Annotated in this window: 18 protein-coding genes and 2 pseudogenes; 12 read left to right on the forward strand and 8 right to left on the reverse strand. The window is 71.5% G+C overall.

The features are described from left to right. Positions 1-419 (reverse strand): annotated as a pseudogene (locus ACFPIJ_RS55785) (tyrosine-type recombinase/integrase); the annotation flags it as partial. 374 nt (positions 420-793) lie between these two features. Here ACFPIJ_RS55785 and ACFPIJ_RS55790 point away from each other — a divergent pair. The 11 genes and pseudogenes from ACFPIJ_RS55790 to ACFPIJ_RS55840 form a co-directional block, all read left to right on the forward strand. Then, positions 794-3532 (forward strand): type IV secretory system conjugative DNA transfer family protein, encoded by a 2739-nt coding sequence (locus ACFPIJ_RS55790; RefSeq protein ID WP_380127709.1) that lies wholly within the window; start codon positions 794-796, stop codon positions 3530-3532. A 226-nt stretch (positions 3533-3758) separates the two neighbouring features. Further along, a complete protein-coding gene (locus tag ACFPIJ_RS55795) occupies positions 3759-4766 on the forward strand; it encodes a replication-relaxation family protein (protein WP_380127710.1) in 1008 nt (335 codons plus the stop codon). A gap of 654 nt (positions 4767-5420) precedes the next feature. Then, positions 5421-6104 carry a hypothetical protein gene (locus ACFPIJ_RS55800; protein WP_380127711.1) on the forward strand — a complete coding sequence of 228 codons (684 nt, stop codon included), beginning with the start codon at positions 5421-5423 and terminating at the stop codon, positions 6102-6104. A 204-nt stretch (positions 6105-6308) separates the two neighbouring features. Next, complete coding sequence (locus ACFPIJ_RS55805) at positions 6309-7829, forward strand: GGDEF domain-containing protein (RefSeq protein WP_380127712.1); 1521 nt, start codon at positions 6309-6311, stop codon at positions 7827-7829. Between the two features lie 275 nt (positions 7830-8104). Beyond that, positions 8105-9322: a DUF932 domain-containing protein gene (locus ACFPIJ_RS55810; protein WP_380127713.1), complete on the forward strand. Its 1218-nt coding sequence runs from the start codon at positions 8105-8107 to the stop codon at positions 9320-9322. Positions 9323-9778: 456 nt separating this feature from the next. Beyond that, positions 9779-11230, forward strand: coding sequence for a DUF6205 family protein (locus ACFPIJ_RS55815; RefSeq protein ID WP_380127714.1), 1452 nt, complete (start codon positions 9779-9781; stop codon positions 11228-11230). Beyond that, entirely contained in the window at positions 11227-12312 is a 1086-nt protein-coding gene (locus ACFPIJ_RS55820) for a M23 family metallopeptidase (RefSeq protein WP_380127715.1), read from the forward strand. Before ACFPIJ_RS55815 ends, ACFPIJ_RS55820 begins: the two co-directional genes overlap by 4 nt. Positions 12313-12479: 167 nt before the next feature. Continuing rightward, positions 12480-13475 (forward strand): DNA-processing protein DprA, encoded by a 996-nt coding sequence (locus ACFPIJ_RS55825; RefSeq protein WP_380127716.1) that lies wholly within the window; start codon positions 12480-12482, stop codon positions 13473-13475. 555 nt (positions 13476-14030) lie between these two features. Then, positions 14031-15149 (forward strand): DUF4192 domain-containing protein, encoded by a 1119-nt coding sequence (locus tag ACFPIJ_RS55830; RefSeq protein WP_380127717.1) that lies wholly within the window; start codon positions 14031-14033, stop codon positions 15147-15149. 382 nt (positions 15150-15531) lie between these two features. Continuing rightward, entirely contained in the window at positions 15532-16539 is a 1008-nt protein-coding gene (locus ACFPIJ_RS55835) for a DUF4192 domain-containing protein (RefSeq protein ID WP_380127718.1), read from the forward strand. Positions 16540-17172: 633 nt separating this feature from the next. After that, positions 17173-17319, forward strand: a pseudogene (locus ACFPIJ_RS55840) (hypothetical protein); the annotation flags it as partial. 333 nt (positions 17320-17652) lie between these two features. Here the strand turns inward: ACFPIJ_RS55840 and ACFPIJ_RS55845 are convergent. Beyond that, a complete protein-coding gene (locus ACFPIJ_RS55845) occupies positions 17653-17892 on the reverse strand; it encodes a hypothetical protein (RefSeq protein ID WP_380127748.1) in 240 nt (79 codons plus the stop codon). Positions 17893-18042: 150 nt separating this feature from the next. Here ACFPIJ_RS55845 and ACFPIJ_RS55850 point away from each other — a divergent pair, with 150 nt between their 5' ends. Continuing rightward, positions 18043-18540 carry a hypothetical protein gene (locus ACFPIJ_RS55850; RefSeq protein WP_380127719.1) on the forward strand — a complete coding sequence of 166 codons (498 nt, stop codon included), beginning with the start codon at positions 18043-18045 and terminating at the stop codon, positions 18538-18540. A gap of 546 nt (positions 18541-19086) precedes the next feature. Here the strand turns inward: ACFPIJ_RS55850 and ACFPIJ_RS55855 are convergent. The 6 genes from ACFPIJ_RS55855 to ACFPIJ_RS55880 all read right to left on the reverse strand — a co-directional run bounded on the left by ACFPIJ_RS55855 (position 19087) and on the right by ACFPIJ_RS55880 (position 26204). Beyond that, a complete protein-coding gene (locus tag ACFPIJ_RS55855) occupies positions 19087-19401 on the reverse strand; it encodes a hypothetical protein (RefSeq protein WP_380127720.1) in 315 nt (104 codons plus the stop codon). 103 nt (positions 19402-19504) lie between these two features. Further along, positions 19505-19828, reverse strand: coding sequence for a class I SAM-dependent methyltransferase (locus ACFPIJ_RS55860; protein WP_380127721.1), 324 nt, complete (start codon positions 19826-19828; stop codon positions 19505-19507). A 47-nt stretch (positions 19829-19875) separates the two neighbouring features. After that, the gene (locus ACFPIJ_RS55865; protein WP_380127722.1) at positions 19876-21489 is read right to left on the reverse strand and encodes a tetratricopeptide repeat protein; all 1614 of its coding nucleotides are present in this window, start codon (positions 21487-21489) and stop codon (positions 19876-19878) included. A gap of 427 nt (positions 21490-21916) precedes the next feature. Next, a complete protein-coding gene (locus ACFPIJ_RS55870) occupies positions 21917-22789 on the reverse strand; it encodes an SAM-dependent methyltransferase (protein ID WP_380127723.1) in 873 nt (290 codons plus the stop codon). After that, the gene (locus ACFPIJ_RS55875) at positions 22786-23700 is read right to left on the reverse strand and encodes a hypothetical protein (protein ID WP_380127724.1); all 915 of its coding nucleotides are present in this window, start codon (positions 23698-23700) and stop codon (positions 22786-22788) included. Before ACFPIJ_RS55875 ends, ACFPIJ_RS55870 begins: the two co-directional genes overlap by 4 nt. Beyond that, positions 23697-26204: a hypothetical protein gene (locus tag ACFPIJ_RS55880; RefSeq protein WP_380127725.1), complete on the reverse strand. Its 2508-nt coding sequence runs from the start codon at positions 26202-26204 to the stop codon at positions 23697-23699. The genes ACFPIJ_RS55875 and ACFPIJ_RS55880 overlap by 4 nt, the downstream gene beginning before the upstream one ends. Positions 26205-26334 lie beyond the last annotated feature (130 nt).

Here is a 26334-nt window from a genome sequence, read left to right on the forward strand (position 1 = left end):
GGCACCCGCACCGACCCGTAGTCGGCGTTCGCCGGCCGGTTGAACTCATCGATGACCTGCTCAACCACGACACCCGTCAACCGGCGGATGTCGCCCTGATACCGCACCAGAAGGAAGTCAAAGAAATGCGCCAACGACCACGCCTTGTGCTGCACCGTCAACCGAGCCAGACCCGACCGGCGCGCCGCCGCCAGAAACCGATCCGCGTCACTCGGCTGCGCCGTCCACACCGGACGCCCCAGGAACCTCACGAACTCGAACAGCACCGACCGGTCCGAAGCCACCGTGGCGTCCGCGCAACCCGCGCCCACCGCCGCCAACAGGTACTGGTCGACCAACTCCTGCTCGAAGTCGTCCACCTCGGTCTGGGTCGCCAGGCGGCGCGGCGTATCCAACGACCGCACCACCGCCAGACCCATGGCTACCCCACATCGCCGATACCGACCATTGACCGTGAATACCGACGACGCTTCGGGATTCCTGACCAACAGTCAATCCCTGCTCACTCCAACGAGGGACCGGACTGGCCAGCCACAACAACATCGGACCGCATCAGCACAACTCAGGAACTTCGTGCAGTTCAGGTAGGTGACATCGACCTCGCCGACGAGGACTGAACGACCCGCAGCACATCACCCCTGAACACCAATCCCTCGAACACAAATCCTCTGAACACCCATCTCTGAAAAGCATTCGCTGACGGTTCGCACCACCAGCGCAGCCATACATCGAGGGCCGTGGCTCGCCGACACCGGCGGGCGCGGCCCTTTCGCTGCTATCGAGAGGCCACCTCGTGTCCACGCCTGCCGTGTCCGCGCCGTTCGAGTTCGAAACACCGTCTCCCCCGCCGTCTCCCCCGTCGACGCCCCCGCCGACGCCGGACCTGCATGGCCCGGCCGGGTGGCTGTCCGACACCGTCACCGCGGTCACGGCGTGGGCCGTGCAGCATCCCTGGTCCGCGCTCGCCGTCGCTGCCCTGGCCGGTGTCCTTTCCGCCGGCGGGTATGCCGGCTGGATGGCGCTGACCCGGCGCCGGCAGCAGTTGCTGGTCCGGCACGCGCAGGTCGTCCTCATCAGTCCCCCACCGGAGGTCGACCCGGCCGGCGCGGCCGTGTTCTGGACCACGATCGCCGGCGTCCTGCACACGGGGTGGCGGCACCGATGGCGGGAACACTGGCGGCACGGCCGCGACCACATCGCCGTGGAGTACCGGTGGGGCGGCCGGGCCCTGAGCATCGTGGTGTGGCTGCCGAGCACGGTGCGGATCGGTCCGGTCCGGGCCGCGGTCCACGGCGCGTGGCCGGGCGCTGGTGTCACGGTCCTCGACGCGGACCCACCGCTGCCTGCCGGCGACGCCGCGGTCGGCGGCGCCTTCGTCCCGGTCCTGCCGGCGTGGTTGCCGCTGCGCACCGAGCATGACAACGACCCGCTGCGCACGCTCATCGCTGCGGCGTCGGCGCTGCACAGCACGGAGTCGGCCTGTGTGCAGATCCTCGCCCGGCCGGCCACCGGCCGGCAGCTGCGACGGCTGCGGTCCGGGGTGCAGGCGCTGCGGTCCGGGACACCGCCGCACGGCGGGCTGCTGGACCCGGCGCGGTGGGTCCGTGCCGGGCTGGATCTGCTCCTGGAGGTTCTCGGCCCCGGCCGTGGCCGGGCCAGCCGGGCCGGCCGGACGCCGTCGCGGTCCGGGCCGGTGCCGGGCGGTGACCCGCAGCGGGACCGGGACGTGCGGGCCGCGGTCGACAAGCTGACCGGCACGCAGTGGGAGGTCGCGATCCGCTACGGCGTCGCCCGCACCAGCCGCACCGGCGGTGCCAGCAGTACTGGCAGTGCCGGCGGGTCTGGCAGTGACCTGGGCGGGATGCGGGCGCGGCTGCTCACCGTCACCGACGGGGTCGTGGCCGCGTTCGGCGTCTACACCGGCCGGAACCGGCTGCGCAGGGTGCCGATGCGGCAGCCGGCCGCGGTCCTGGCCGCGCGGGTGCTGCGACGCGGGTTCCTACTGTGCACCGCCGAGCTCGCGGCGATCGCCGCGCTGCCGCACGACATTGCCGTGCCCGGCCTGGACCGGGCCCGCGCCACACCCCGGCCCGCGCCGGTGAGCGTGCCGCCCGGTGGCCGCGGCACGAAGGTCCTCGGCAAGGCCGACGTCGGTGGGCACGCGGTCGCGGTCAACGTCGCAGACAGCCGGCAACACCTGCACGTGCTCGGTTCGACCGGGTCCGGGAAGAGCACCCTGCTGCTCAACATGATCCTGGACGACATCCACGCCCGCCGCGGCACGATCGTCATCGACCCCAAAGGTGACCTCGTCATCGACCTGCTCGACCGGATCCCGGCCAGGTTCGCTGACCGGCTCGTCATCATCGACCCGGATCAGCCGGCCGGCACGATCCTGAACCCCCTCGCCGGCGACGACCACGACCTGGTCGTGGACAACATCGTGAGCATCTTCGGTCGGATCTTCGCCAAGCACTGGGGTCCGCGGATCGATGACACGCTGCGGGTCGCGTGCCTGACCCTGCTGCGCAAGGCGAACGCCACGTTGACGTTGATCCCGCCGCTGCTCAACGACCGGCAGTTCCGGCACGCGTTCACCCAGGACCTGGATGACCCCGAAGGGTTGCGCGGCTACTGGGAATGGTTCGAGTCCACACCGCCGCCGCTGCGGGCCCAGGTGATCGGTCCGGTCCTGTCGCGGCTGCGGGCGTTTCTGCTGCGTGACTTCGTGCGTCGCACGCTCGGATCGCCGCGCTCGACGTTCGACATGCGTCGGATCTTGGACGGTGGGATTCTGTTGGCCCGGCTGCCGAAAGGGCAGATCGGTGAGGAGACGGCCCGGCTGATGGGGTCGTTCATCGTCGCCTCGGCGTGGCAGGCAGCGACCGGCCGGGTCCGGCTGCCCGAGGCGCAGCGACGTGACGCCGCCGCGTACATCGACGAGGCGCACAACTTCCTGAACCTGCCCGGCAGCGTCGGCGACATGCTCGCCGAGGCCCGCGGTTACCACTTCGGGCTCGTCCTGGCGCACCAGAACCTGGCGCAGATGCCTCGCGACACCCAACTGGCGATCTCCGCGAACGCCCGCAACAAGATCTTCTTCAGTTGCGCGCCGGAGGACGCGCACCAGCTGGCCCGGCACACCATGCCGGAACTCAACGAGCATGACCTGTCACACATGGACGCCTACCGGGCCGCGTGCCGGCTCGTCGTCGACGGCCGGGAAACCGCCGCGTTCACGCTGCGGACCAACCCGGCCCGTCCGGTCGTCGGTGAGACCACCGCGGTCCGTCAAGCCGCCGCAGCGACCGTCGGCGCACACCAGCGCACCGCACCCGCTGGCGCACACCGTCGGCGACGCGGCCAACCAGTGACCGACCTGGGCGCCGACGACGGCACCGGCCGCAGTGTCAATCGGGCCGCCGAGCGGCCTGCCGGGCGGGGCGCTGACCGCGCCGGGATCGCGCAGCTCGCCGGGATCGGCGGGCACGACAAACCAGCGCAGGCAGATCACGACCTCCCAGCCACCTGACGCCGAATCCACGGCAGCTCGACGCAGCACCGGCCGCTCCGATCACTGCTGGATCAACGCGTTCGGGGCCGGTCCGTGGCCCGGTCCGCGGCCCGGTCCGCGGGCCGGTCCGCGGGCCGGTCCGCGGGCCGGTCCGCGGGCCGGTCGCAGTCCCAGCCTGGACCCGGCCTCGTACTGCCGGGCCACGGCCGCCCCCGACCACCCAACATCGCAGGTAGGAGCCGTCATGTCCGCACGCCCCAAAACCCGACACCCCTCTCAAGGGGATACCTCCAAGCGGGGAAACGCCGATCCTGTCCCGCCGGCTGCCAGCAGCACCCGCAGCGCCCGGCCCGCGCCGAGCACGCTGATCGACATCTCCCACCGGCTGCAGCCACGCGACTACACGATCGCCACGCTGCTGGACGAACACACCACCCTCACCACCGACCAGATCACCGCCGCGCTGTTCGCCACGATCACCACCTGCCAGCACCGCCTCCATCAACTACGCGGTATGCGGTTCGTCGACCGGTTCCTGCGCAACCGGCCCGGCCAACCGAACCCCGCCTGCTGGGTCTCCGGCACACTGTCCGCGCGGTACGCCGCCCTCGCCCGCAACGAGCACCCACCCAACACCCGGCAACTGCAGGACCGGCAGGACCGCATCTACGCCAGCCCCACCCTGCTGCACCTGCTGGCCGTCAACGACTTCTTCGTCGCCCTGCTCAGCCACGCCCGCCAGCACCCGAACACGCGGCTGCGCCGCTGGTGGTCCGAGCGCGGCACCGCCGCAGCGTTCGGGCAACGCATCCACCCGGACGGGCACGGCGTGTGGGCCGACGGCGACACGGAGACGGGCTTCTTCCTCGAGATGGACCGCGGCACCGAGCCGGTCGGCCGGCTCGTCGAGAAGCTCGCCGCACAGGCCCGGCTACGGGCCGCCGGTGGGCCTACCTATCCAGTGCTGTTCGTCCTGCCAACCAGGGCCAGGGAACAGCACCTGCACCGCCGCCTCGCCGACCAGCCGGAACCGACGCTGCTCGTCGCGACCACCTCCCCGGAGGCGGCCCGTGATCCGGGACGGCTGCGCAGCCCACACGGCCCCGCCGGGCCGGTGTGGCGGGTCGCCGGCAACGGCCGGCACCGGCTGCGACTGGCCGACCTGCCCGGCGAGCACGGCGAACCCGGCCCGCTCAACCCGGCAGCCCCACAACCGCACGACGATCCGCTGCGGCTCCTCGACCTGACCTGACCTCATTTCGGCCCAGATGGCAGCGCCCGCGCCGCCCGGGATGAAGAGCCAGGTCGGTCCGTCGACGGAACCCGGACGCCGTTGGGTAGCCGGCAGCCACTCGACGAACCCCGTGAACCCAACCGGCCCCAACCAGACCCAATCAGACACAACCAGACCCAGGGGGACCCCAACGGGACCCAACAGCGGCGCCGGGCGCCACCGGCTCACCGCCGTCCCGGGCACCCAACAGCCCAGGTCATCAGGTATCAGCGACCCGGTCAGCGATGGGGGTCGGCTGTTGGGTGGCCTGGATACGGTCGGAGCTCACTTTTGTGAACGCTTGGCTGCTCCACCCTCGGGCCTGTCGCCCACGACCCGCGGTTGCACCGCCCACCCGCCTTCCGGCCGGTCGGCCTGCCCCGCCCGTCGGCGCCGAGCCCCTCACCGCGGCAGTACCGCACACCGCGCCAGCACCGTGCCAGCACCGTGCCAGCCCTAAGCCAGCACCCGTGCACCCACTGCCCGCCGTGGCCCACCCATCCCGCGCTCTGCGCTGGACGTCACTGCTTGCCGTCGCCGTCCGCGACCAGCCACTGCACGCCGCCTCCCGCCACGGAGGTTCCCTGCCGCGTCGACGACGCCGAGCCGATCACCCTCTGGAGGTATCCACCCATGGATCACAGCACGTACGTACTGACCGTCGTCTGCCTACCCCGCGACACCCCGACCCGGGAGTCCCGAGACCTCACCGAACACGCCATCGCCCGCCTCGCCGACGCCACCTGGGAACGGTGGACCGCCGCTCCTGCACCGCACTTCACGATCACCACCCGGCTGCGGCGCGGGAAGCTCCTCCAGCCCTGGCAGAACTCCGCTGCGGGCGGCCCCGTCAAGCTCCTCGCTCTGGACGCGATGCGCGTCGAGGCCCGCAACCGGTTCTGGCACCGGTGGAACGTCTGGAGCCAGGTCGTGGCCGGCACCCCGACAGCCCAACCGTTCTGGATGTTCCACAACCGTCATCTGCTCAACCCCCACAAGTACCCACTCGCCACCGCGCAGGAGCAATACCTTGCCCAGCCGCGGATCACCGCCATGCGGACCTACAACGCACTCCCGAACAAGATCATGGAGCTGCAGACCGGACACCTGGAGGCGTTCCAGGCCGGCGGCAACACCTACGCCCACCTCGGGTGGCTGACCGCCCTGCCCGGTACGGCGTTCGTCGATGTCGACGGCGCGTTCCAGTCCTCATCCGGCGACCGGCTCACCGAGCGGCTGCAATACCTGCAGGACACCAACCGTCACATCGACGCACTGCGTGCCGGCGACTACCTGGTGGCGCTGCTCGCCCGCTAACCCCACACCCTCACCAACAAACCCAACCGCAGGCGGACCGGATTTCCGGTCCGCCTGTTTCGTGGCTGCTGCACCCCGGACCCCGGACGCCGGACGCGTCGATCCGCGGACCGCGTCACCGCAACCAGCCATCCGCGCCGGTTGCCGCATCCGCCCTTGCTATCCCGCGATCCGGCCGCGCGGCCGGACACGAAAGGAGCTCCCATGCCCGACCTGCAACTGCTCGGCCGCACGTTGCGCCGGACACGGCCATGCGTAGCGCTGCTCATCCACGCCCTGGTACTGATCGCCCTGAGCACCGGCCCGGTGACACTACCGGCCGTTGTCTGCTGCGCCGGCAGCGCGCTCCTCGTCACCGCGCTCATCGTCGCGGAATCCCGGCTGGTCGAGGCTCTTGTCGAGCTGGATGAACTGTGTGAGGTGATCGGTGAGCTCCGCGCCGAACTCACCGAGTCCTCCACCGACCCGGTCACCGGCCTGCCGTTGCGCAGGATCGCCGAACAGCGACTCGCCGAAGCGCACACCGCCGGGGAGACGGTCACCATCGCGTTGATCGACGTCGACGACATGCACGGCGTCAACGAACACTATGGCCACGAGGGCGGCGACCTGTACCTCGCCGGTATCGCCTGGCTCCTCACCGACATCGCCGACCGCCACGGCATGACCGACCTGGTCTCCCGGATCGGTGGAGACGAGTTCGTCCTGATCAGCAGCCGGTCACCACACGCCGTCGCCGCAGCGCTCAGCACCGCACTGGCGAGCACCATCCGGCTCGGCGACGGCACGCTCCAGGCCAAATTCAGCGCCGGCATCCACCACACCAACCTGACGGGCGTCGAGCCGGGTACCGCACTCGGCTGCGCGGACCTCGCCATGTACTTCGCCAAACGGCACGGCGGTGGCGTCGCCGTGTACGACGCCAGCCGCGACGGCACCCCGTCGGCGAACACTGCCCAACCGCGGCGGCGGTCGCGAGACCGGTCACCGACACCTGCCACCCAACCGCCGACATCGACACCGCCCGTTCCCACGGTGTCGCCCACGCCGCCACTACCTGACGGATCCGGCCGGCACGCTCTCGCAGCCGCGACCGGCGAGCGCGGCCGCGTGACCATGGCCGCCCAGATGTCGGCTGCGCCGTCGTCGCCGTCCTGCTGGAGCTGCGGGACTCAGAGCCCGCTGGTGCCTGACGGCGTGCGCCGCTGTGCGCACTGCGGCGCCGGACTCGTCTTCGACGGCGTCGGCGGTTGGATCAGCCCGGCCGAGCAGCTCCACCGGCGTGCTGCCGAGGCCACCGCACGGCGGGTCGCGGTATCTGTACGGCTGGTCGCCGAGGCCGGGCCGACGCTCGCACTGTCGGCTCCAGCGGGCTGGTCGGTCACGGCAGCAGTCCCCGTCATCGACGGTGCGCTCCACAGCATCGCGGTGCACCCGCCGGTGGGCAGCGTCGACGCCACCGCCTACCTCATCCCGGACATCGAGCTCCACCATCACAGCAACGATCGGGCCGGCGACGCCGAGCACACCCGGCACCCCCTGCACCCTGACAGCACAGCCCGGACGGAGTGGACGGTCAGGGTCCACAACCGCGCCGAGGGCGTCGACTTTCCGCTCTACACCGACGGTGGCGCCCGCGCAGCACTGTTCCGCACCGCCGCCGACGCGTGCACCGCCGCGGTGCACGCGCTGCGGATCGAAATCGCGGCGGCACAACGCCGCTGACCGACCCGCAGCAGACCGCTTGTGCCGACATCTCGCCGGCCACGGCGGCCCACCTCAGCCCTGATCAGGCCGACAAAGCACAGCGATCACTTCCAGTGGCGATCCGCCCCGCCGACGCCCACGGCGTCCCGCACCGATCTGGCGCTGCCGCGCTCACGGCAAAGCCGGTGGGCTGATCCAGCCACACATCACGCCCCACGGCGTACCGGTTCAGCACCACACCCGGGACGCCGTCAGGGCGCCCGGGCCTCGCATACCCGGAAGGAGCACCACCGATGTCCACCACCGCACAGCCCGTCGACGTGAACGCGGCGTTCGCCGCCGAACGCGCCGAGCAGATCCAGGCCGCCGGCGCCAGGCAGGCCGACTTCGACGCCCGTGTCGCCGCCGGCAAGCTCATCCCCCTCGGCAACGGCCGGTTCCGGGTCAACGACCCCGGCAGCTGGGACAACGGGGAGACCCTGATCCAGCAGGGCGGGCAGATCCTGCCGCAGCACGGTCTGGACACCAGCCGTGGCCAGGTTGCCCTCTACAGCAGCGTCCCCGCCTGGCACCAGCTCGGCAACGTCGTGCCCGGCGGCACCAGCAACGTCGACCTGGTCCTCGAGCTCGGCGGCATCGACTTCGACGTGGCGCGCCGCCCGGTCGAGTACCGCAACACGTTCGACGGCCCGAACCGGGTCCTGGCGGAACAGTTCGTCACCGTCCGCGACGACACCGGCGCCGGGCTCGGCGTCGTGGGCAGCAAGTACGAGATCCTGCAGAACCGGGACGCGTTCGCGTTCCTGCAGGACCTCGTCGACCGGCACGACGTCGTGTGGGAGTCCGCCGGCGCGGTCCGCGACGGCCGCAAGACGTTCGTGTGCATGCGGCTGCCGAACACCGTCACCATCGACGCGGCCGGCGTCGCCGACGAGATCGTCCCGTTCATCGTGGCGCTCAACAGTCACGACGGGTCCAGCCTCTTCCAGGTCGTCGTCACCCCGTGGCGGCCGGTGTGCCGCAACACCGAACGGTTCGCCGTGCGGGACGCGCACACCCGGTGGGGTGTGCGGCACACCCGCAATGCGCTCGACCGCATCGAGGAGGCCCGCCGCACGCTCGGCCTGTCGGTCACGTACTTCGACGAGTTCGCCGCCGACGAGGAGGCCCTGGCCCGCACGGCGGTGACGTTGACGGAGTTCCGGCGCGTCATCGACGACCTGTGGCAGCCACCGGCCGACGACGCGTCGACCCGCACCCGCAACAGCCATCAGCGGCGGGTCGACGAACTCGTCGACCTGTACACCACGAACAGCGAACAGCTGGGCCGCACCGCCTACGCCGCTGAACGCGCCGTCACCGAGTACACCGACTGGCGGCAGGCGATCCGCCCGACCGGGTCGCTGCGCGGCAACAACCTCGCTGCCCGCGCCACGGCCGTGCTGGAAGGCGGCAACGACGAGCTCAAGAGCCGCGCCCACCGGCGGCTGCTGACCCTCGTCCGACGCTGACCCGCACGACGCCGTCGCAGTTCCGCGGGCCTGCCTGCCAGCCGCGGCTGCACCCGCATGACGGGCGTTGACCACCGTTCGACGACCGCTGCCGCTGGTATCTCGGGCACAGGCCTGCGCCTCCGCCTGTGCCCGGGTTACCGGTCCCGTCGTGCGCACGTCCGTCGGTCGTCGGGCGTTCACGGGTCTGCCCGGAGCACGGGGTCCACCGCTGGTGGTCGTCCGCGGGTCAGGGCGGCGACGGCACCTGCGCGGGTGCTGCACCGTGACGGCGCTGCGGTGACCGGACGCCGATGGCCGCACGAGGCGTCACCTCCGATCCGCCCACGCGGGCACCGACTCGGTTCCGGTCGCTGCCGGTCGCTGCCGGTCGGTGCCCGCGTGGAGCACTCCGGGTCATGTCGACGTGGCATGACCCGTCCTTGCATTTCCTCCAGGTGAAGGGAACCACCAGACATGTCCGACGAGACACGAGTGTCCGGCACGATCAGGATCACACCGCCGGTCCCGGCACACCGACTGGCCGGCAGCGAGTTCGTGCCCGGCCCGGCATACGACGACGAGTTGGCGGTGCGGCTGTGCATCAGCACCACGGACCGCCCCAGTAACGCTGACCGGGCGTTTCCCACTGAGGGGTACGGCGCGGTCCAGGCGGCGGCCGACGAGGACGGCCGGATGAAGGACGCGCACCAACTGGTGCCGCACCTCAACCGGTTGCTGACGCTCATCGGCCCGGGCCATGACTACGACGGGGTGATCTCCTGCGCCGGGCCGGACGGCGACGAGGACCTGTGGCGGGTCCGGATCGTCGACGGGGCCGCCATCGACGAGGACGCCGACGTCGTGTACCCGGCCGACTGGACAGCGCCAGCCGGTCCCGCCGTCACCTGCAACGCCGACGCTGCCCGTGCGTGGTTTCACGAACGGATGCTGGCCGGGGCGCGTGACGCCGACCCGGAACCGGCCGGCGACGGTCCACCGTTCGGTGCGGCGCACCAACCGTCGCACCTGCTCTGCCGGCTGCTGGCCGTCCTCGGCTCCGGCGCGGCGCCGCAAGTGTGGCGGTGTCAGCCGAACGTCGGCGTCGAGGTCGTGGAGACCATGAACCCGCTCGGTGTCCCGGACGGTGGCGCCGTCCTGGTCGTCACGGTCGCCGGGGTGCGGCTCGCCTCGAAGCGGCTCACCGCGCACGACCTCATCGGCTCCCACCGCTCCAGCGGCGACCTGACCGCTGACGGGCACGGCACAGGCGTCCACGACCTGGGCAGCGTGGCCGTCGCTGTCCTCGGCCGCGCGGCGGAGATCGCCGCTGCGGTCGTGCAACGGTACCGAACCGCGCAACTGGCGGTCCCGCCGTTCGCGCTCGAACAGGCGGCAGTCCTGCTCGACGCGCTCGGCGAGTTGCACAGGTCCACCGCCCAGCCGTGGACCGTCCACCGTGACCCACGGCACGGGCAGTCCCCGGGCAGTGCGCTGCGGTACCGCGGCGGATACGAACGCACGATGCGTCAGGCGGACCGGGTGCTGCGGCGGCTCATCGACCGTGAGGCAGCCCATCGGGGCGGGTTGTGCTGGCACAGCATCGCAGACTTCGACCGGCACGGGATGCCCGGCATCACCCAGGTCGCGGTCAGCAGCCGGTCCGACGACGACAGTGACGTCATCTGCTGGGTCGTTGACCGCGCCGGCGTCAGCCGGTGGCGGCTCACGCGGGTCGGCGTCGACGACGGGCGGTTCAATGCGGACGACGGCGTCGCATTCGGTGACACCTACTCGGACGCAGAAACCGCCCGGCAGGCCGCGGAACTGTTCGAGGCGACCAGCCCAACCGGACCAACCGACCTGGGCGACACCCCCGTCGACGGTGACCCGGCGAGGGGTGCGGACAGCATCGTGGATGACGCGTGACGAATCGCGTCCTGTCCGTCCTGCTCGCTGTCGTCCTCGGGTTCGCGTTGCTGTGTCTGGGTGGCCTCGCCGCCCTGGTCGGCGGCGTCAGTGGCGCGGCCGGCTGCGGCGGCGACCCCGGCGCCGGTCCACCCGTTGCGCCCGGCCGGTACAGCAGCGAACAGCTGCACCACGCCACCGTGATCGTGACCGTCGGGATACAGCGGGGCGTTCCCTTTCGGGGGCAGGTCATCGCGGTCGCCACCGCGATGCAGGAGTCCGGGCTGCGCAACCTCGTTGACCTCGGCGCGAACAATGATCACGATTCACTCGGTCTGTTCCAGCAACGCCCGAGTCAAGGCTGGGGCAGCCCGGCGCAGCTGCTCGACCCGGTATGGGCGGCGAGCCGCTTCTACGATGCGCTGCTGCGCGTCACCGGCTGGCAGCAGCTGCCGTTGACCGTTGCCGCGCAACGCGTGCAGCGCAGCGCCTACCCGGACGCGTACGCCAAATGGGAGCCGGCAGCAGCCGCGCTGGTCGCTGCCACGGTGCAGACGCTGACCGGGCAGCACCAGCCGGGCAGCGACAACCAGTCGTCCGCCACGGTGGCCAGCGGTACGTGGTGTGTTGCGACGGGATGGCAGCGACCCGTGACCGGCGGGATCGTGTCCGGGTTCCGCGCTGCGGGCCGACCGACACATGACGGCGTCGACATCGGCGCCGGCCGCGGCAGTCCGGTCCATGCCGCAGCAGCCGGGGTCGTCGTCACGGCACGCTGCAACGCCCACCGGGTCGACGGCGGCCCGTACTCGTGCGACATCGACGGTGACCCGGTCACCGTCCGCGGCTGCGGCTGGTACGTCGACATCGCACACCCGGACGGGCCGGTCACCCGCTACTGCCACCTGCTCCAGCGGCCGACGGTCGAGGCCGGGCAACCCGTCCTCGCCGGTCAGGTCATCGGGCTGGTCGGCAGCAGTGGGCACTCCTCAGGGCCGCATCTGCACCTCGAGGCACACACCGGCCAGCCGGCAACCTCGGGCAACGCGGTGGACCCGGTCGGGTTCTTCACCGCCCGCGGCGTCGACCTCGTTTCGCGGTAAACCCATCCTGCCCTGTCCGCAGCCGGGCTGACGACCGAGTCCTGCTCCAGCCACGCGCCATCGTCGGCTGAATCCCTGACCGCGGTGCATGACGCGCACGCGCTGCGCCGGCCCTGCTGCACGACCGCGCCACCACGCAACCACACCACAACCGTTGGAGGAAGATCATGACCACAGATCGCACCGACTGGCTCGTCCTGGCATCGCTGACGGAGCGCGGCGATCGAACGCTCGGCGACCTGGTACGCAGCATCGGCCCCGCTGAAACACTGTCCCGGATCGTCCACGACCGGCACATCAGCACGAATCTCGCGCAGAAGGCCCGCACCCGCCTCGCCGCCCTCGGCCGGCCGAGCGGGCAGCCGTTGTCCGGCATCGCCGAGGAGATGCTGGAGCACGCCGACCGGCTCGGCGCCAGGATCATCACCCCTGCCGACGAGGAATGGCCGTCTTCCCTCGACGATCTCGCGGGCATCACCGCAGACGGCAACCCCACGCTGCGGCACACCGATCCGCCGCTGTGCATGTGGCTGCGCGGACCGGCCCGTCTCGATGAAGCCCTACAGCGGTCGGTGTCGATCGTCGGGGCGCGTGCCATGACCAGCTACGGACAGTTCGTCGCGTCGGAGTTCGCGTTCGGGCTGGCGGAGCGCGGCTGGACGGTGGTGTCCGGCGGCGCGCTCGGCGTCGACGTCACCGCACACCGCAGTGCCCTCGCCGCCGGCGGCGTCACCTGCGCCGTGCTCGCCTGCGGCATCGACCAGCCACACCCGGTGTCCAACTCGGCGGTGTTCGAACGGATCGCCGAAGTGGGACTCCTGCTCACTGAGTGGCCGCCCGGCACCCGGCCGTACAAGCCCCGCTTCGAGGCCCGGAACCGGCTCATCGCGGCAGCGAACGGCACGGTCCTGGTCGAGGCCGGCGCCCGCAGCGGGGCGCGCAGCGCGCTCGGGTACGCCCGCCTACTGCACCGACCGGCGATGGTGGTTCCGGGCCCGATCACCTCGGCGCTGTCGGTCGGCTGCCACATCGAGCTGCGGCAGCCGCGCACCGTCCTGGTGACCTCGGTCGAGGAGATCGTCGAGGAGGTCGACGGCGTCAGTGAACCGGCGACGTCGACCCGGGGCACTGGACGGCCCGAGCACGCGGACAACACGCTGTAGACGCACGATCCGGTGCCGCCCGGCGGCCTCGACGGACCAGCAACCCGCCGGGCACGGGTGAACGGTCGCGCCGCCTCCGCCAACCTGGCTGCTGCTGCGGCAGCCGGGTTCGTCACCACGGGACCGGCAGGAATCGGCTGCGCAGCGGCCCGCAGCCGCCGGTCGGGCGACCAAGACCAGGTGGGCCGCGGACGCTGCAACACGCGCACCGCCGGCCTGCCACGGCCGCCTCGGACCCAACAGCCGTCCTGAACGGCGCACCGCTGCGCCCGCAACGGTGCCGCAGCGGATGCCGAGGAACCCGCACACGTCGGACTGCACGGCCGTGCGCCCTTGACAGCGCCCTCCAACGCCGCCCGACACAGGTGAGCCGCACGGCCCGAAACGGCCGACCGCCGGTCCTGGGCCAGGACCGACAGCGGCAACCACCAGCGGCCAGTCGAATGGTCGGTCGCCCAAGCACACGGTTGTCCGCGCCGCGGGCGGCCAGCTGCACAGCACATCAACCATCACATCGCGCCGGGCACTGCTGTGCCTGGCCAGGAAGGACACCGCATGACCACACCGAACAAAGCCAAGATCGTCCTCCGGTCGGAGATCGACGTCGTGGCCGCCATCCCGTTCCTGATCGGCTTCACCCCCATCAACAGCCTCGTCGTCCTGGGCCTCACCGGCAAACGCGTCGCGCTCGCCGTTCGGGTCGACCTCCCCGCGGCGGAGCAGCTGCCGCAAGCCGCGGTGGAATCCGTCGACGGGATCGCCGGCCGCATCGCCACGGATGCGGAAACGGCGTTGCTGGTCGGGTTCGGCGAACACGACCGGGTCGCGCCGATCATGGACGCCGCCCTGGCTGCCCTGCAGGTGCGGCTCGTGCCGGTGCGGCAGGCCCTGCGGCTCACCGGTGACCGGATCTTCTGCCACCTCGACGACGGTTGCATGCCGCTCACCGGCGTGCCGTTCGACCCCGACGCCAGTACCGCACCGGCCACGGCGGTCCTCGAGGGACTGGTGGCACTGGCCGACCGTGACGCGCTCGTCCAGCAGCTCGCGTCAGTGCAGGGCCAACACCGGCAGGCGATGGACGACGCGACCGGTCGGGCGATCACCCGCCTGCGGCGCAGAATCTCGGCAACGCACCGAGCCGCAGCGCCAACTGCGCACGACACCGCCGGACACGTCGAGTCGTCGATCATCCACCTCGGCGCCGCCGCAGTTCAGGAGGCACTGACCCTCGCCGCGGCAGGGCAGCAACTGCCGGACACCCACGCAGCGTGGATCACCGTACTCCTGGCGATCCTGCCCGTGCGTGACTACGCGTGGGAACACACCGACGACAGCGACAGCCACCTTCAGCTCTGGACGGACCTCACCCGCCGCGCCCGGACGGATCTCGTCGCCGGACCGGCCTGCCTGCTCGCCTACAGCGCCATGCTGCGCGGCAACGGCGCCCTGGCCGACATCGCCGTGCACCGGGCGCTGGACTCCAACCCCCGCTACTCGATGGCCCGGATCCTGCTGCAGGCGGTCCGCAGCGGCACACCGCCGCACGTCTTCCGCGACGCCGTCACGTCCGCTACGGCCGCTACGGCCGGTGACAGCGCTGGCAGCGATCCAGACCAGCGTGACGAGGCGATCAATACCCACGATGCGGACGGCGACGTCTGCACCGACTGATGCCTGCGAACTCCTGACTGAGACAAGGCGCATCGTGCCGCATCGCAGAAGCAACCAGCGGCGCGGTGCCGAGCGGCCCGACGGTGCCGGTCGTGTGTGAACCGTCGGCACGCGCTGATATCGGCGCTCTCACAGCGCCCGGACCGTCCTATGGCAGCGATCGTTCTGCACCGCCGCACGGTCATTGCTGCGACCGCAGGCCGTCGGGCGTCATTGTCGCAGCGAAATGGCACGCCGCGGGTCCGCTGTAGGCGGGCCACGCTCCGCTGTGCCAGGAGCACCATCCGGCGCCGGACACCTGCCGGCGCCGCCGCACCACACCAACCGGACGACCCTGCGGCGTGGTGCCGCCGGGTCGTGCCCCAACCCGAAGGAGCACGACATGAGCGACGCGCAACGACGGTGGGAGCTCGCATCCATTCCCGACCTGCTCGGCCGGGTGCCGCAGCTGCTCGGGTTCTACCCGAACGACAGCGGCGTCGTCGTCGGCGTCCGCGACGCGTACATCCGCATCGTCGCCTGGCTCGAACTGCCCACCACCACCGGGCCGCGGCAGGCGGCACCCCCGTCCGCGGACGAGACCGCCGCCGTGCTGCACCACATCGCGGCGCAATGCACCGCCGACGACGTCACCGACCTGGTCGTGCTCGGCTACGGCGAGCAGGCACCGGTCGTCGGCCTGTTCGACCTCGCCACCGCTGTCTTCACCGTCCGCGGACTCACGATCATGCAGCTCGTGCGGATCACCGGCGGACACTACGTCGAACACGACCCGCAGCACCCGAACGGCACCGGCGCCCCCGCACCGTTCGACCCGCACACCGGACCCGGCCCGGCGGCACCCGACGCACCCCGCCTGCCGGAACCGGACCGGGCGGCGCTGGCAGCTGCCGTGGCGCCGCAAAAGGACACCACGGCGGCGATGGAAGCGGCGCTCCTGGCGGCGATGGCGCGCTTCGCCACCGCCGACGACGACGCCGCGCCGGTCGGCCGAACCGCGGTCGAGGAGGCCGTCCGCGTCAGCGAACAAGGCTCCGTGCTCGACGACGACGACGCCGCGGAACTGCTCGTCCTGCTCCACGACGGGCAGGTCCGCGACCACGCGCTCCTGCGTACCGCCGGCGACGACCAGCGGCACCTGCAGCTGTGGCTGGACCTCACCCGCCGGGCAGCGCCCGGGTTTGTGGCGGCCCCCGCATGCCTCGCCGCCTTCGTGGCGTGGCAATCCCACCAGCCGACGCTCGCCCGGCTCGCCGTGGACCGCGCCCTGCACGAGGACCCGGGCAACCGTCTCGGCGTGCTCATCCACGCCGCGTTGAGCCTCGGCGCGCCGCCGGAGCTCGCCCGGCGGATCACCGCACGTCTGTGGGCGTCCGGAGAGCAGCAGTAACTGCGGACCGTCCACCCCCGTACCCGCCGAAGCGGCGGCCGCGATGCCACCTCGTGCTTCCGGGCAGGCTGGGACCGCAATCGTCCCAGCCTGTCCGCCGCCACGAGGCGGAGACAGGAGGACACCCTTGATGGCCACACACCACAGCACCACCGCGCCGCAACCCGACGTGCCGCCAGTGATGCGGCCTCATGCCGGCCCGAGCGGGCCCCGGCCACCGACTGCGCGGTGTCCGCTGCCCAGTCCCGCGCCGGGCAGGCGCCATCAACAACGCAGCGATCGCTGCCTGGCACCAGCGGCCGGCAGTTCCCCAAGGTGATCAACACACCGGACGCTGCGCTCGCCATCGCCTGAAGCATGCCTGCGCCGACCGTGGCACCTGGGCGGCCCGCACGCCAGCGTGCTCACAGAGCACAGCAGCGGTCTGCTCCGTGACCGCACCGCCGCTAACCTTGCTCACCAGCCTGGAGTCCCTGTGCGTCAGTCTGCCCACCCATCGACCCTCGACGTTTCACACGTCGTTCAGCGTGCCCTAGCCCCCCGGACCCTCGCAGCACCCATCCGCGAGGTCTCCACGTCCGCCGTACGCATACACACCGCCGGGAACACGACGACGGTCGCGGGGACGTCGACGTGAGCGTCGAAGCCATCACGTGGGCACTCACGTACGCCCCCGGCCTGCCGCCCGCGCTCGTCGCCGTCCTGGTCGGTCTCGCCGACCACGCCGACCCCGCCGGCCGCGGTGCCGCCGCCTCGCAACATCGGCTTGCCCACTACGCCCGAAAGTCGGAGCGCACCGTGCGCCGCGACCTCGTCGAGTTGGAGAAGATCGGCCTCATCCGCCGCGGCGATCAGCGTCGCGTCGCTTACCTGCCAGCCGACCGTCGTCCCGTCGTCTACGACCTCGCCGTCGAACTGCGCCGGGACGTTCCGGCCGACGTTGACGTCCACGCCGTACCCCGATCCGGACGCCCTGCCGGTATTCCACAGGTCAGCCACAACCCCGTGCACGACCGGCAGGACGTACACGACCGCCCGGTCGCTGACGTCCTCTCGCCGTTCACACCGCACGGACGCACACGTCCCGACGACCGGACGCCCACGTCCCCTCGGTCAGTCAACCGGGAGGACGCACACGTCCGCCGAACCCAATCGGAGGAGGAGGTACCTCCACCTCCTCCTTCCCACATCACGGCCACGCAACTCCTCGCCGAACTTCCCGATCCGTGGCGCATCGGCCGCCGCACCATCGAACAACTCACGCCTGCTGTCGCGGAGGCGCTCTCCACCGGCTGGACCGTCGACGCTCTGACCGCGCACCTCATCGCCAACGCCCACGGCGTGCGTTCCCATGCCGCTGTCCTCCGCACCCGGCTCCGCGACCTACCACCGCCGCTGACATCGGTCACGGTGGCCGCCCCGAGGGATGCTTGCCCGCAGCATCCGAACTGGTACGCCGACAACTGCGGTTCATGCCGGTCCGAGCGGCTCGGCGCAGCGTAGATGTCAGGCAACACGGTCGACACCGTCTACGCGGACGTTCGCGGCTTCGACAGCGGCGCAAAGATCAATGGACGCAAACGGCTCGTCGCCGTGGCCGCCGAAGGGGTTCTCCTCCCCGCCGTCAACATCGGCGACCGGCACAGCGCGGGAATACTTATCATCACCCTGGTCAACATCTGCAGCCAGCTCCAGCTGGATCTGGGCCGACGCCGGCTACCAGCGCAGAGCGTTCACCACTGGAATCTCGCCAACCTCGCCGCGAACCCTGCGGACACGGCTGAGGTGGTATCGGCCGGGACTGGCCCGGCGGCAGGACCGGGCGCCAGCCAGAAAGACCACCCGGTGGGCAGGAGGCGAAGGACCGTCAACCCGGCACCGCACCAGCGGATCAGGGCGGGACCGTCCCGTAGCAAGACAGTCTGCCGCATGAGCACGAAAGAACACTCAGCGGCAATGGTCACCGACATTGCCGCCCCGCCAGGTGAAGCGATGCGGTAGGCCACGACACCGGTACAAGACGGCAGCCGGCAGCGGTCGGGGTGCAGGGCTGCGCGCGGATGTCGTCACGCTGCTGCTCACGCTGATCGAAATTCCGGACGGCCCACCCGCATGCTCCCACAGAACGCGGGCGGGCCACTGTACAACCGTGACAGCACGATCATCGTACCGCCGTAACGATCGTGGCTTCACCGAAAGGCGTGGGGTGTATCGCGTGTCGGGGTCCGTCGACATCGTCCTCGCGAACGGTCGGGCGTTGCTGTGCGGGTCAGCGATCCACGACCGGTGCCCTGATCGACCAGTCAAAGGCGACGACGTGCCGTACGGCCCGAGCTACCGATCCCGCACTCGAAGATTCCGAATGCGCGAGACGCCGCCGCGGGCAGGCTTTGACCTTCCGATTCGGCGCTGGGGGCAACGCCACGCTCGGCGTCGCTGGCCAGGCTGGGCGTGAGGCCTGAGACCACGATCGGCTTGGCACGTTTCATGACGGCAGGCGTCTGGCCCGCGGGTTGTTGGCAAGACCTGAACGGACAAGGTCGCCGTTCAATGCCGCATCGAGACCCGGCTCCAGCCGGCACGAGCGAGAGCGAACGCTCCACGAACGGTCCACCGCGTGCGCAGATGCCGACCGACGCGAACCCTGGCCAGAAGCACGTGACCGTCGCCGCGCCGGACAATGACTGGAATGCGCCCGGCAGCGGCCAACACACGATTCGGAAAACGAAGCTTCCACAGCTGCTCGAGAAGTACTTCCGATTGGTCAACCCACAGCTGGGCGATCCGCCCGAGCCGCGCCCGCACATGCAGGAGTGCGGATCGCGACCCCACGCCAAGCGTGACGGTGACGTCGGCGATCACGCGATGCCGGCCTCGGCAAGCCCTAGCGACGGTCCATCGTTGAGCCAGGTTGCGACGTCCACGCGCCCGGGTCCGTGCCGTACCTGATCGGCGAACAGCGCCGCTAGGCCGGCCCGGTCGAGGACCGCAGAGGCCGGGCCGACGTCCGACGGACAACGCTGAGGGCGTCCGCGACGACCTGCGGCGCGAGACCATCGAACGTGGGACGGCTGACCGCCACCACGCTCCCGGCCGCGCCCGGCACGCAGGCCCCGACGAGGCGGACCGCCTCGTCATCGGTGAGATACTGCAGCACCGAGGACAAGATCACCCCGACCGGCCGCCGCAGATCCAGCACCGAGCCGGCGTCCGTGCCGACCTGGCAGATTCGCGACGCCGTGACCGCCGCAGGCTTCGACGGATGGCTCGACGCGGCGCTCGCCGGCACCGCCAAGGAGTACCGGCTGGCGTACCTGCGCCGACACGACCCGTCCGTCACCGCCCGCGACGCCCCCTCCCCCCGATCGGCTGCGGTCGCTGAGCGAGGTCGTCGGCGAGGGTCAGCGCATCGCGTACTGCGGTTTCGAACGGTGCGGCGTCTGATGGCGTCGTCACGATCGGCCGCCGGGGCGCATGCCTCGGATGGTGCCGGCCGGGTGGGGCCCGGGTGGCGTAATCATCGGCGTTTCTCCAGGGCGATGTCGAGTCGGGGATAACGGGGGTCGGCGTTGCGGCGGGCATCGCGGTCACCCCGCCGTTCGTGGTGGGCCGCGCTGTGGACGTCGCCGGTTTGGAGGGCGGCGGGATGCTGGCGCGGGTGTTCGAGGTGGGCGCTGGTCTGTTGGTGCAGACGTCGGGGGCACGTGCGAGTGTGGTCGGGCTGTAGGCGATGGCGGCGCTGATGCAGTACCGGCGGGCGTGGCGGTCCAGGCCGGTGAGCTGGTGGCGGGTGGCGGCGGCCTGGACGGTCGCGGCGACGACCGGCGGGGTGTCGTTCTTGGTCAGGAACAGGATGGTGGGCCGGGTGCCGCCGGTCGGGTCGGTCCAGGCGACGTCGATGGTGGTGCCGGTGTCCCGGAGGATCCGTACGTCACCGGCTGCCGGGTACGACGGCGACCACGAACTCCCGGCAGCGACCGGTACCCCGGCCGGTGGTGTGGCCTGCCGTGCGGTCGGTCGTGTGGTCGGCGGTGTGTCCGCGCCCGGGGTACGGGCAGGCAGGAACGTGGTGATGGCGAGCATCGTGGCGGCGGTCGCCGCCGCGACCGCCGGGCACACGACCGCGGCGACGAGCGCCCAGTAGGGCAGCGACCGGCGTCGTGCCCTCCGCCGGCGACGCGGAGACGGGCCGCGTAACGGCGATGCCGTGGCATGCCCAGACGGTGCGGCATCCGGTGCCCTCGCGCAGCCGCGGGGTTGGACGGTGCGGTCATCGAGGTGGCCGGCGAGTTCGACGACGAGGGGGTGGTGCTGGCCGAGGCCGGCAGCCGCTGCCGGTAGCAGCCTTGCCGCGAGCCGCGCGGCGGCGGTGTCCCCGCCGGCCTGCTTGCGCACCTGGACGAGTTGGATACCGACCCGCACGACGTCGGGGTGGCTGGTGCCGTACTCCTCGGCGAGGCGGGTGTACGCCTGGGTCAGGGCTGGTTCGGCCGTCGCCGGCCGCCCTTGGGCGGCGGTGACTGCGGCGGCGCCGGCTGTTGCCAGCAGCACCGGCCAGCGCATCCGTTCCGGCCCGCTCGTGCCGCGGTCGATGATGTCGCGGTAGCAGGCCGCTGCCTCGTCCAGCTGGTCCTGCGCGGTGAGCAGCCGCGCCTGGGTGATGGTGAGCATGGCGGACTGGTACGGGCCGAGACCCGGCCGCGCGGCGAGCTCGGCGACCACATCGGCGACGCGGTCGGGCTGGCCCAGGGCCAGCAGCGTGTCGGCGAGCATGCGGGTGGCGTCGACCGCGTCGACGTCCTGGACGGCGACGCCGTGCTCGAGCAGGGATCGGACCTCCACGAGCAGCTGATACGCGCCGGTGAAGTCGTAGGCGTCCAGCCGTGCACCGGCCTGGTCGACCAGCGCCGTCGGCGTTTCCGGCGCCGCATGCTTCGCACCGCCCGTCACGGTCCCGCCCGTTACGGTGTGCCGGGGGTGCGTCCGGGTTGGTTGTCCGGTCCTCACGGCACCTCCGGCGACCGCATGCCGACGCGCGGTCGGGCGGTGTGGGCGTGGCCTGTCTGCCGCAGCGGTTGGTTGCCGTCGGCGACGTTCGTCCGCGGCCCGCTGCTACGCCGTCGGCCGGCTGGAACGTTGGCCTCCCGTGCGTGGCCGGGCTCGATGGCACAGGCACTCGCCAGTGTCTGCGGCAGTGCGGTGGACTGGTTCGTGCCGGTCTCGCGGGTAGCGCACGCCGTCACGCCGCCCACGGTCGGGACGGCGAGGATCCTGGTGGCGATGCCGGAGCGGGCGCGCCGGCATCGGCCCAGCGAAGACGGGATCACTAAAAGGTTGCCTTTCATGTCGCCGGTACGACCAGCCGGGGATGGCGCGGCTACGGCAGCCGGGCGACGCCTGCGTAGCCGATCGCCTCGGAGGCCGTGGCGTGGGGCGAGGGATCGCTGTCGGGATGCCACTCCACGATCGGGACGAGGCCGGGGTCGAGTAGGTCGGCACCGTCGAAGAAGCGGGCGACTTCGTCGTGGGTTCGCGGACGGAACGGTCCGTGCCCGGCCGAGGGGTCGGTGAGGGCGGTCAGCCGTCGGCGGACGTCGGCGGGCAGCGGGTCGAACGTGGTGTGGGAGATGGCGAGGAAACTGCCGGCCGGCATCGCGGCAGCGAGTGCGGCGACCGCGTCGTACGGCTGGTCGTCGTCGGTGACGAAGTGCAGGACGGCGATAAGCAGCACCGCGATCGGCTGCGTGAAGTCCAGGGCCGCGCGGAGGTCCGGGCTGCCCAGGATCGCGGCAGGGTCGCGGAGGTCCGCTTCGATGTAGGCGGTGGCGCCGAGGGGGTGGCTGGTGTGCAGCGCCCGGGCATGGGTCATGACGACCGGATCGTTGTCGACGTAGACGACGCGGGCGTCCAGGGCGATGTCCTGGGCGATCTCATGGACGTTCGGAGAGGTGGGGATGCCGGTCCCGATGTCGAGGAACTGCCGGACGCCGGCCTGCGTGAGGTGCCGCACGACCCGTTCCAGGAGCCGCCGGTTCTCCACCGCGGCGGTGCGCAGGTGCGGAAACACCTCGATGAGCCGGCGCGCGGAGTCACGATCGGCCGCGAAGTTGTCCTTGCCGCCGAGCAGGAAATCGTAGCGGCGTGCCGGGTGCGCGACGCTGGTGTCGACCGGTCCCCGCCCTGCCGTGGTGTCCGACGGTCGGGGAGATGGCGACGGCCCGGGAATCGGCGGCGTCGTCGGCGGCGTCATCGTTGTGATCCTTGTGACAGGTCAGCAGGGTGGAAGAGCACGACGCCGGGCCGGACCGTGCACCCCGCCAACGGTGGCAGGTCCGTGCGGAGTGCCGCTGCCAGGAAGAGCGTGCCGGGCGGTGACGGGCATGCGCAGCGCGCCCGGCGCCGGATCAGCGTGGTGGTGCTCGACTGCAGCGCGGTCCGGCCGCCGACCTGGTAGCCGAGAATCTCGGCGGTGTCCGGGTCGATGTCGACGCTGATCGGGTCGCCGCCGCCGTCGGAGAACTCGAACTCGAAGACGCCGCTGTCGTGCCGCGGCGACTGTCCGGGGAACGTGACGCCGGGCAGCATCGCCAGGACCCGCACGACGGCGGCGCGTTGGGCGAGGTCGAGCGTGCGGACGCTGGCCAGGTCCAGCAGGACAGCGACGACGGCGGTCGGACCGCTACCGGCAGGGGCGACCGCGGCGACCACGTCGGCGAGGCGGACCGGGTCCGCCGGGATCGACTCGCCGACAGGACCGTATAGGCTCCCGGCCGCGTACTGCGTCACGGTCGGCACGGCGTCCGGGTCGGATCCGCGCTGTTGCCACAGCAGCCCCGATCCGTCCGGGTTGACCTGCCGAGACGATGTCGTCTCGATGACGCGGCGTCCTGGAGTGCGGTCCCAGCGGACCAACCGAATGCAGCTGGCAGCACCGGCCTGGTGGTCGCTGGCGGCCGGCTGGGCGTGCTGGGCGATCTCCAGCAGCCCGCCTTGGGGTGTGCCACCGGCCGGTGCCGTCAACGCGGACGGCGTCGTGCCGCGCCCGGCGGGCAGCGGCGGGGACCCTGCGCCGGTCGTCTGGTCGGCGGTGACGCCAGCCACCGCCACCAGCATCAAGCCGACGCCGGCCGCGGCGGCGAGGCGGGTCAGGGTGTTGGTCATGTGCGGGCCTCCCGGTTCCTGCGGGCCTGGATCAGTTCGACGATGTCAGCAAAGGCGACGGTGGGCTGCTCGGCAGTGAGGGTTTCGTCGCCGTGGTCGTCGTCGCAGGGGCTGTGGCAGTGCGCGGCGCGGTGTGCTTCGCGTCGCTCGCCGTAGGCGGTGAGCGCGGACTGCCATCGCTGCTCGCGAACGTCCGGATCGATCAGGTCCGGATCGATCAGGTCCGGATCGGTGGGATTCGGGCCGGCGTACCGTTCGAGGGCGTCGAACATGATCGAGACGGCGTCGTCGTGCTGGTGGCAGCCGCCGAGCAGGTACACAGCGCGGATGCCGGTGAGGAGCCGGTCGAAACGTTCCCGGTCACCGGCGGGTGGCTGCTCGTGCGGGACGGTCGACCAGGCGATGCGGGCGTGATGGACCGCGACGGCGCAGCGGCCGACGTTGAGCAGGTAGTCGGCGAGGTCGAGGCGGATCGCGGCCTGATCGAGGGGCCCGCAGTGATCCAGAGCGGCGGTGAGCAGTTGGGTGGCGAGGTCGATGGCGTCGTCGTGGCAGCCGTCCTCGTCCGCCCGGCGCGCGGCGGTCCGGCCGGTGGCGATCCACCGACCCGCCCGGTCAGGCCATCGTTGCCGATCGTTGGTGTACGCGTAGTACGCCCACGCCCGCGGCGATGGGCGCACGTCCGGCCCCGCCGCTGTGGCGACGGCATACATGGTGGCCACAGCGATCAGATCGTTGAGCGGTTCCACGGTCGCCGGGTCGAAACGGGCGAGGCAGACGCCGAGCAGCTGCGACACGTCGGCATATCGCTGCTCTGCGAACAACGCCAGCGCCGCCTCGCCCGCCTCCCGCACCCCGGCAAACACTCCCGTGCCTGCAGCGGGCACGTGGGCAGACAGGTCGGCAGATGCGCTGCCGGATGCGTCGGGTTCGCGCGATACAGCGACCAGGGTGATCAGGCATGACGGTTCGTCGCACCGTTCGCCGGTGTGGTGGGCGCGGGTGTGCGCCTGTCCCTGCTCGGCGAAGGAGCCGACCAGCCCGCGGATGTACTGCCGCTGTTGACGGTCCGGTAGCGCGTCGATGCGCAGCTGGCTGCCGTACGGTGCGGTCTCGTCGTGGCGGTGGCAGCCGCTGTGCATGAACGCCGCCTGCACCGCCAGCCCGATTCCCACGACGTCCGGCTGCGGGTGCCGCTGCTGCCAGGCGTCCACAGCGGCGCGGATCTCTTCCAGGCTCTCCTCACAGCGGCCTTCGCCGTACAGCACCTGAGCGAGTTTCGCGCGGCACACGCCGACCACGTCCAAGCCGTCACTGTCACCACGGGCGGCGGCGTGCCGGACGGCGTCACGCCACCCGGTCTCCTCCGCGTCGAGGTAGCCGTGCCGGCGCAGCACCTCGGCGTACAGGTCCGTCGCCGTCTCGATCTGCGACTCGTCGGTCAGCAGGGTCAGCCGGGCGCGGTGGGCGTACCGGGCCCACGCCAACGCCAGAGGACCTGCCTGCAGATCGGCTCCGGAGTCAGCCAAGCGATCGGCCAAGGGATCGGTGAGGGGGTTGGTCAGGCGGGCGTACCGGTCGGCGATGTCGGCGAGCGGGCCGTGGACAGGCGCGCCGGCCGGGTCGTGCCCGGCCAGCAGGCCCGCACACAACCGCAGCACGATCGCGGGATACTCGGCCTTCGCCTCCACCTCGACTGCTTCTGCGTCTGCATCGCCGTCTGCTGTGCCGTTCATTGGGGTGTGCGTGTCGGTGAGGCTGGTGGGCACCGCGCAGCCTGGGAGCGGGCATCGTTCGCCGCGGTGGAACTGCGCGGTGTGCGCGTGCTGGGCCGGGCCGACCTGTTCGGTGACGTCCAGCAACCCGGCGAACGGCAGCCCAGTGGGCAGGTCGGTGACCCGAAACCGGGCTGCGACATCGGCGGCTTCCTCATGCCGGTGGCAGACGTCCAGGATCACGAACGCGTATGCCATCGCCTCGTATGCGACCTGCGCCGGATGCGGCGGGCACAGCTGCGCCGCGGCGATCACTTCGGCCGCCGCCGCCGCGCACTGACCGGAGGTGTGCAGCGATGAGGCCAACGCACCCTGCGTCCGGACAACGGTGTCCAGGTCGCCACGCCGGCGGGCGTAGTGCACCACCTCCCGGCACGCGTCGTTGAACGCGTCCGTCGGGGCCGGAAGGGCGTTCAACGCGACGGCGAGGGTGTGCGCGGCCTCCTGCAGCATCGCCAGATCACCGTCGTGCAACTGCTGCGCCGCCCGGTGCGCGTACTCGGCCCACGCGATCGCGGACGGGACAACCGCGAGGTCGGCGTCAACGGCGTCGACGTACAGCACGGCGGCGTCGAACAACACCGCGTCTGGGCGGGTCGTCGCCGGGTCACGGTGACCGAGCACGCGCAGCAGCAACGCCCGTGCCTCATCAGCACGGCCCTCGTTGAGCAGCGCTGCGGCGCGTTTCACCGTCGTCCGGGGCGTCAACCGCGGCATCCGCATTCTCATCGCTCGGTCACCGCCTGACCCGTCGGCACGATCGTGCCGGCACACTGCACCCCTGCGGGTCGAACCGTCCGCGTGGCTGCGGTCAGGCTGACGTCGCGCCGCGTGTGGCGGTGACCGCATTCTCCATCGG

This window comes from Dactylosporangium cerinum (genome assembly GCF_042653625.1).
GTDB lineage: Bacteria > Actinomycetota > Actinomycetes > Mycobacteriales > Micromonosporaceae > Dactylosporangium > Dactylosporangium cerinum.